We start from the raw sequence: 6,839 nt of genomic DNA on the forward strand, positions 1-6,839 counted from the left end.
GACTTGGAATTTCCCATCTGATTACTCCACGCTTACGAATATGAATTGCTACATTTTATCCGATTATCTTTTGCTTCGCAATGCGGCATGGGCGCACTCAGCGTTCCAGCCCCCTCTGCCGCCCTAAATGCTTGCTCCAATGCATCGAGCACCATATCTGTATTCATCCGTGTCGATACTTTCCATCCAACAATTGCTCGTGAGAACACATCAATAATAAATGCAGTATAAACCCAGCCTGAATTTGTTTGAATATACGTAAAGTCACTCACCCACAGTTGGTCAGGATGATCAGCAGTAAAATTACGTTTTACCAAGTCATCCGCTCGTTTTTGATCATCTCGGCTACGGGTGGTTTGTTTGTTCTTACCACGCCAAACACCTTTTATACCTAGCTTTTGCATTAATCGAGCAACAGTACAGCGCGCAATAATATAGCCTTCACGTTTCAGTTTTTGCCAGACTTTACGTACACCATACCGACCTGAACTTTCCTTCCAAATTCGTTTAATCTCCTCAGCATGATGCAAGTCATGTAAATCTCGCTTTGCTCGATGTTCTGGATTTTCACAGAGATCTAGAGTCCGGTAATAGGTTGAAGGTGCGATCGGTAAAATTCTACAAATCGCCTCGACTCCGTACAGCTCTTTATTATTATGGATAAAATCCACCATTATTTGTGTGGGCGGTCGAGCTCCGCCTGGGCGAAAAAAGCGGCTGCTTTACGTAGAATTTCATTGGCGCGTTGCAGTTCTTTATTTTCGCGTTCGAGTTGTTTGATACGTTCTTGGTCTGAAAGCTGCTGTACTTTAACTGGATTTTGTTTATCTAAATATTTTTGATACCAAACACGTAGTGTTTCAGGAGTACAACCCTTGCGCAGTATACTGCTCAGGGAGCAATAGCGGTGATCGCAGCCCAATTCGATGGATAATCTTTCTCGGATTCAATCAATAATTGAACCGCTCTTTCTCTGATTTCAGGGGTATATTTTACTTTTTTCATCGGGACATTCTCTCAGAAAGCTTGGTCTCCGACAAACCCGGTACGGTTCAATATATGTAGACAAAAATTCAATCAAAACAGCACCAAATAATAATGATATTAGATATTTTTCTATAAAAGAAGTTCACTCAAATCCTAAAAATAATGTAGTGAAAAATAATTTAGCGATTGAATGTTCACAAGGTCTTTTCTTGAGCCCATTTACTAATCAATGGGAACCTATTTTTCAAAGAGGCTATATTATTGGTACTCTAAAAACCTATGAATATTATAGCTATACAACTGTTTGCGATGATGTCAGAGGAAAATATTCTAATAACATTATTATTAATACAAACAGAATTGGATTTTAATAATAGCCTAAGCAGAACAAGCTTCTCAAAAGCTCTTCTATAAAAATATAAAAACCTATAAAAGCAAAAGCACATGCTCTCAACTTCTCAACTCGTTACCCAAGCGTCGCACTTCGTGCTTTGGCTTTGGTGAACGGTTGAGAGAGTTTCGGCAATACTCTCCCTAAAGGCGGTCATTTAAAAAAATGACACATCCTTTAAGTATTGCCGATTTACCGCATATTCTTTTGGCTTCGGAGCCACGTATATCGGTCGTATCCGCACATAGCTTTGCAGACTATGCAGACAAGGACTAAAGGTCTTGCACCTTCTCCCACGCGCTCCCTGTCGAAGTATGGCGGTATCTCTGCGAGGGTTTCCCCAACATGCAACTTAACCAACCTATACAGCTACTCTTAACGCTCCGCTTTTGTGAGATTCCCCTGTAGCGGTTTAGCCTTTCGACTATCGCTACGTTGCACCAGTGACACTTATTCCCTCCACATGCAACGCATGCCAATCCCTAAAACGGACACGCAGAAGCAGGCAAAGCTCGATCTATGATGCTTATTTGATGATTTAAAACACGGATTAACGAAGACTTATCATTTTGAGACTTGATCTAAACACTGTTTATTGTGAAAATAGAGTTCAGGTACCAGCCTTTGGTGAAATCATAACGGTCGCCAAACCTTATGATCTTCGTTATTCGATGGGTTAACATCAAATAACTGCGTACCGTAGAATTTACTGGAAAACCCCTCTAAGTTGCAAGGCTTAGGGGGGATTTTCTTTATAATTTACAATTACAAATTTACTTATCCTTATTTAAAGCAAATTTTCGCTTCTTAATCACAGTAATTGACTTTTCTTGTGAAGCTATATTTTGCTGAATAGCTACCTGCTTCATTTTTACTGGTAAAGTAATCTTTTCATCAGATTTGGGGCTAGATTCTTTAGGCTTTGAATCTGTTGGCTTTTGCAAAGTTGCTTCTTTATTTTTAATTTTTATATAAATTTTATGTACGACCGTATTGTGTTCTTTGATCTCCTTATTTTTACTCTTTATTTTTTTATATTGTTCTTTAAAGGGCGTTATAAAATTCTTAACCGTTGATAGCAGTACAGCTTCATCAGAGTGTATATCTGCTAATGTCTTTGGTGTTTCACTTTGTACAAAATCAATAAAATGTAAGGGAAATTTTTCAATAATCTCTGGAGTAGCAAAACTAACAAAATGATATCCGTGATAAGAAATTACAGCGTAATTTGTATCCTGTTTAATCGGATGTTTGATATATCCCTTTACTGTCGCTTCTCCTTGATCCAATAGCTTTTTTAGATAGAAATCCTTGATATGATTCTCTAAAACTCTACTTTTTCTATAAAAATTAATCTTATTGTTAATCTCTTCTCGCTCTTCTATTTCATCAACAATATCTAACTTATGACTAAATTCAACAAATTGAGCATGATGATATTCAGCAAGTTTAGAAGTCCAAATTAAGATTTGTCCAAGATTATCAGGCTTAATAATCTCAATATCGTTGAAATCAAGTTTTTTTATTAGTGCAAGTTCTTCATGCTTGAACTCTTTTCTTTCCAAACTTGAATGTTTCAACATAACAACTTCCTTAACCACGGCGTATCCTTCAAAAATTATAAAGTAAAAGCTCATTTGGTATGAATACCAAATGAGCTTTCTAATTAATCAATCAAACATTAAAACAAAAAAGGGAGGTCATACCTAATTAAGTACGTTTCAATGCCATAATATGGCGAACCATATCGTTAATATGTTGTTTTGTTTCATTATCTTGTGAACCTAACCATGTCACCACATCAGCATCAAAAGCCTTTGCTTGAGCGATGGCGTGACGTTCCTGTAATTTTTTCACAAAACTAGGTTTAACCAATGGGGCATTGGTAGGATCAAAATTTTTATAGCGTTCTAATTCATTTTGCATTGCTGTACCTCCGCTTTTGGTGATGTGATGGTTCAAATGCAGTGATTATTCTCGCAACATCTCCACGTTCAACCCAAACCACTGTTAATAGTCTACCACGATTGCTTAAACCGACTGATATTAGTCGTTGTTCGTCATAGTGTCCTACATCATCAAAAGACATCAATGCAGGATCAAGGAAAATACTACAGACTTCTTCGAACGTAATTTCACGCCCTCTGTAGACTAAATCCATTTTTTGGTCATGCCATTCAAATAACAAGCCGTAATATTCAATCAATGGCATGATTACCCCTTTTCCTCTCGTAGAATTGAAATTAAGTAAGAATTTTCTTTTAGCATAAGAAATATTCTTATTATTTTGGGTCTATGACACAAAAATCGCCATTTTTTCCATATCCGCACTGCTTTTTCATCACTCGGACACACGGTTTAGATTCTCCATCAACTTTACAACTTCCAATATCAAACTGGATGCCTTGCTGTCTCAGGCTCTCGATCTGCGGGATATTGCCTAAAGGTTTGATATAAACACTAAACAGCCAAATGATACCAAGCATCAGAATGGCAAAGATGCCTAGAACAATGGTAATGAGCTTCCATGACAACTGATCACGGGCTGATTCAATTGAATTATTCAAGCGTCCAAGTGCTTTAGCGGTCTTAATAAGCTCCGCTGTACCCTCCTGTAAGCCCGTATTTAGCGATTTTGATACAGTATGGTGGGTCTGCCCAGCAATAGTGCTTTGAATGTGTTCTTTCGTGATTTGAAGCTCTTTAACGGCCTGATTGACGAGGTTCTGCTGTTGTTCTGCAACTGCCATTAGTGCATATAGCTTTTTTTCATCAGGTGTCATCGGCTCATCCCTCTAAACTTCATTGTTTTCTGTTGCTCTCTTTCTAATTTCTGCTGTTGTTTGTACTGTTCCAAAGCAAGCTGTTTAAAGCTGTCAAAATCAGCCTTAAAGCTCTCAATACCCTGTTTAATTTCTTTGTCTGAAATTGGGCTGTTTTTGAGGTCTTTCAGGTCTTGTTTCGGGTCGCCTAAGTCTAGTCGCTCAAGCTCTTTATAGGCTGTACGTGATTGTTGTAGGGCTTCCCTAATTTCAGGGTCTTTGGCTTGGCTTGGTAACAGTTTCTTTTCGGGTTCTTTCTCTATGCCTTGCTCTTTGTAGCTTCGCATATCAATACGGCTATCAATTTGATGTTTTTCTAAATGGCTGTTGCATAAATCCGCCCATCTTTGGCGTAGGTCTTTAATATCAATTTTTCGTTCCTGGTAACTCTTGCCTGTATTGTCTTTTTTAGCTCCGCCACGTTCAGGATTTTTGCTGTTATAGCGTTTGAAATATTGCTCTGGATCTCGTTCGATTCCATCTTGCAGACGTTCATTAAACATGAGATGCACGTGGGGCTGATCGTTGCCGTCCATTGCTTTAGGGTTATGAATCGCAAACTGATATGGATATTTTGAGCCGATCTCGGACTGAATGAACTCCTCAACCAGTTCTAGACGTTGTTTGGCATTCATCTCTCTAGGCAGGGCAATTTCATATTCTCGATAGGTACTGCCATTTTTGCGCTCGTAAAGGTCGGCTGCTTCCCAAAAGGTAATCGGATTATGTTCAGCCCATTTCGGCATATTCCCATAGGCACTATGTTCAAGGTCGGTTTCTGCCTGTTCTTGTTTCAGCTTTTTTTCTTCATCCCGATCAATATATTCGGCATGCGGTGCTGCTTTACCTGCCTTACCGACTTTGACACTTAAACGAGCAATCGCCATTAGGTCTTATCCTGTTCCTTTTTTCGGTTACGTTCTTTTTTAAACGCTCTTTGATCAAGTATCGAAGCCCACATCATAATGATGATAATTAGCGGTGCTGCGATCACGCCAAAACTAATATCTTTGATTTTTCCCAATACCTGTTTTAGTTGCATGCTGTTGCTCCTAGCTTTGGTACTTCTTTTTTTCATTCAATTTTCAATTGAACGAAAAAAAGAAGTTTCAGGGTTTTAGGGATGAAGTCCCTAACGTGCTTAGGTTTCTCAATGAAATTGAGAAACGTCTAAGCGCGCCATCAATTTTTTGATGGAAGTACAGGCGACAATCTCTAGAACGACTTTAACAAAATTGCGTACCTTGGACGTAATTATTTTGTTATCGTTCTTTGAGTATAGAGCCTGTGCTTTTGCGGTATATGAATTAAGGAATTGAATATGAATAATGATTGGCTGTCTGAAAAAATTACCTACATTTCTGCTTTAAAGAATCCCAGTGATGCACAAAAGCTTTTATTAGAATTAGCTCAAATCCAATACCGTACTCCCGACCAAGAGAAAAAATTGAATGCCTTGATCAAAGCTGAAAAAGCCATAGATCGAGCGAATAAACAGAAGATAGCAGTTAGAAAATTACTGAATGCAGAAAAGGAAGCTGAACGAAAAGCTCGTACACGTCATCTCATTCAATTAGGCGCACTTTTTGAAATTGCTAACCTTGATCAGCGTGACCCAGCCGAATTACTTGGAATTCTGCTTAAAACTGCTGAAATAGACCCAAATGATATGAAATGGCAAATTTGGAAGGATTTAGGATTAGAAGTTCTCAAACAACGTAAAAATAATTCAAATTAATTATAAGCTAAGCTAGATCAGCAATAAATTAAGTTATGATTTAACAAATCATTATGAGATTTCATAGGACAATTAATGAAAAAGTTTATCTTAGGACTCTGTCTATCTTTACCAATTCTCTCTCATGCAGCACCTAAATGGGAACTTGCTAATGTATTCATCACAAACAAAGATAAAGGTGAGATTTCTAAAATATGAACCGTACCGGGTTTGTCGGAGAGTTTTTTATTTAAGTTAGGCCACCTGACCTAACGGGTTAATCTTATCATAGTACATTGCTTCAAAATCAAAAGGTGATACATAACCTAGTGCACTATGTACACGCTCTTTATTGAACCAATCTACCCAATTTAGTGTCGCAAGTTGGGCACTGTTGCAAATAGGCTGACATGATAAGCTAAATATCTTATTTATTTCGAGATACAGCAGATGAATCCCTTCCACGGTCGGCACTTTCAAGGTGAAATCATTCTTTGGGCTGTTCGTTGGTATTGTAAATATGGCATCAGCTATCGTGAACTTCAGGAAATGCTGGCCGAACGTGGAGTGAATGTTGATCACACCACAATTTATCGCTGGGTTCAGCGTTATGCTCCAGAAATGGAAAAACGTTTACGTTGGTATTGGCGTAATCCTACAGATCGACATTTATGGCATCTGGATGAAACTTACGTAAAAGTGAATGGCAAATGGGCATATCTATACCGTGCAGTTGACCAACGTGGCCATACTCTTGATTTCTATCTTTCTGCTAGACGAAATACCCATTCAGCTTATTGTTTTCTTGGAAAAATTTTAAATAATGTGAAGAAGTGGCAAATTCCACAAGTGATCAACACGGATAAAGCACCCACATATGGACGTGCTTTATCACGGTTAAAACGGGAAGGTAAATGTCCAC

The 6,839-nt window shown here is 38.3% G+C and carries 8 protein-coding genes, 2 pseudogenes and 1 other annotated feature; of the genes and pseudogenes, 2 read left to right on the forward strand and 8 right to left on the reverse strand.

The window, feature by feature from the left end; all coding sequences use genetic code 11:
* Nucleotides 1-32: 32 nt before the first annotated feature.
* From FTT63_RS14550 to FTT63_RS14580, 7 genes and pseudogenes are all read right to left on the reverse strand, one after another.
* A pseudogene (locus FTT63_RS14550) lies at nt 33-1,005 on the reverse strand (IS3 family transposase).
* Nucleotides 600-716 (reverse strand) — a sequence feature (AL1L pseudoknot). Its footprint overlaps the pseudogene before it by 117 nt.
* A 1,146-nt stretch (nt 1,006-2,151) precedes the next feature.
* Nucleotides 2,152-2,961, reverse strand: coding sequence for a hypothetical protein (locus tag FTT63_RS14555; protein ID WP_108091266.1), 810 nt, complete (start codon nt 2,959-2,961; stop codon nt 2,152-2,154).
* A 127-nt stretch (nt 2,962-3,088) separates the two neighbouring features.
* Nucleotides 3,089-3,304, reverse strand: a complete 216-nt coding sequence (locus FTT63_RS14560) for a hypothetical protein (RefSeq protein ID WP_042087985.1) — start codon at nt 3,302-3,304, stop codon at nt 3,089-3,091.
* Nucleotides 3,294-3,590 carry a BrnT family toxin gene (locus FTT63_RS14565; RefSeq protein ID WP_042087986.1) on the reverse strand — a complete coding sequence of 99 codons (297 nt, stop codon included), beginning with the start codon at nt 3,588-3,590 and terminating at the stop codon, nt 3,294-3,296. The genes FTT63_RS14560 and FTT63_RS14565 overlap by 11 nt, the downstream gene beginning before the upstream one ends.
* Before the next feature lie 70 nt (nt 3,591-3,660).
* Nucleotides 3,661-4,161 carry a hypothetical protein gene (locus FTT63_RS14570; protein WP_068550831.1) on the reverse strand — a complete coding sequence of 167 codons (501 nt, stop codon included), beginning with the start codon at nt 4,159-4,161 and terminating at the stop codon, nt 3,661-3,663.
* Complete coding sequence (locus FTT63_RS14575; RefSeq protein ID WP_119065094.1) at nt 4,158-5,087, reverse strand: MobA/MobL family protein; 930 nt, start codon at nt 5,085-5,087, stop codon at nt 4,158-4,160. Before FTT63_RS14575 ends, FTT63_RS14570 begins: the two co-directional genes overlap by 4 nt.
* On the reverse strand, nt 5,087-5,242 hold the full coding sequence (locus tag FTT63_RS14580) for a hypothetical protein (RefSeq protein WP_002061201.1): 156 nt from the start codon (nt 5,240-5,242) through the stop codon (nt 5,087-5,089). Before FTT63_RS14580 ends, FTT63_RS14575 begins: the two co-directional genes overlap by 1 nt.
* Before the next feature lie 279 nt (nt 5,243-5,521).
* On the opposite strand from FTT63_RS14580, the gene FTT63_RS14585 reads away from it, so the two are divergent.
* Nucleotides 5,522-5,938, forward strand: coding sequence for a conjugal transfer protein TraD (locus FTT63_RS14585; protein ID WP_108091264.1), 417 nt, complete (start codon nt 5,522-5,524; stop codon nt 5,936-5,938).
* 234 nt (nt 5,939-6,172) lie between these two features.
* Here the strand turns inward: FTT63_RS14585 and FTT63_RS14590 are convergent.
* Nucleotides 6,173-6,304: pseudogene (locus tag FTT63_RS14590) on the reverse strand (IS3 family transposase); the annotation flags it as partial.
* Nucleotides 6,305-6,367: 63 nt separating this feature from the next.
* Between FTT63_RS14590 and FTT63_RS14595 the strand changes: the two are divergent.
* On the forward strand, nt 6,368-6,839 hold a 472-nt coding region (locus tag FTT63_RS14595), incomplete at its 3' end, for an IS6 family transposase (RefSeq protein ID WP_151817486.1).

It is taken from the genome of Acinetobacter sp. C15 (genome assembly GCF_013420645.1).
Classification (GTDB): domain Bacteria; phylum Pseudomonadota; class Gammaproteobacteria; order Pseudomonadales; family Moraxellaceae; genus Acinetobacter; species Acinetobacter indicus.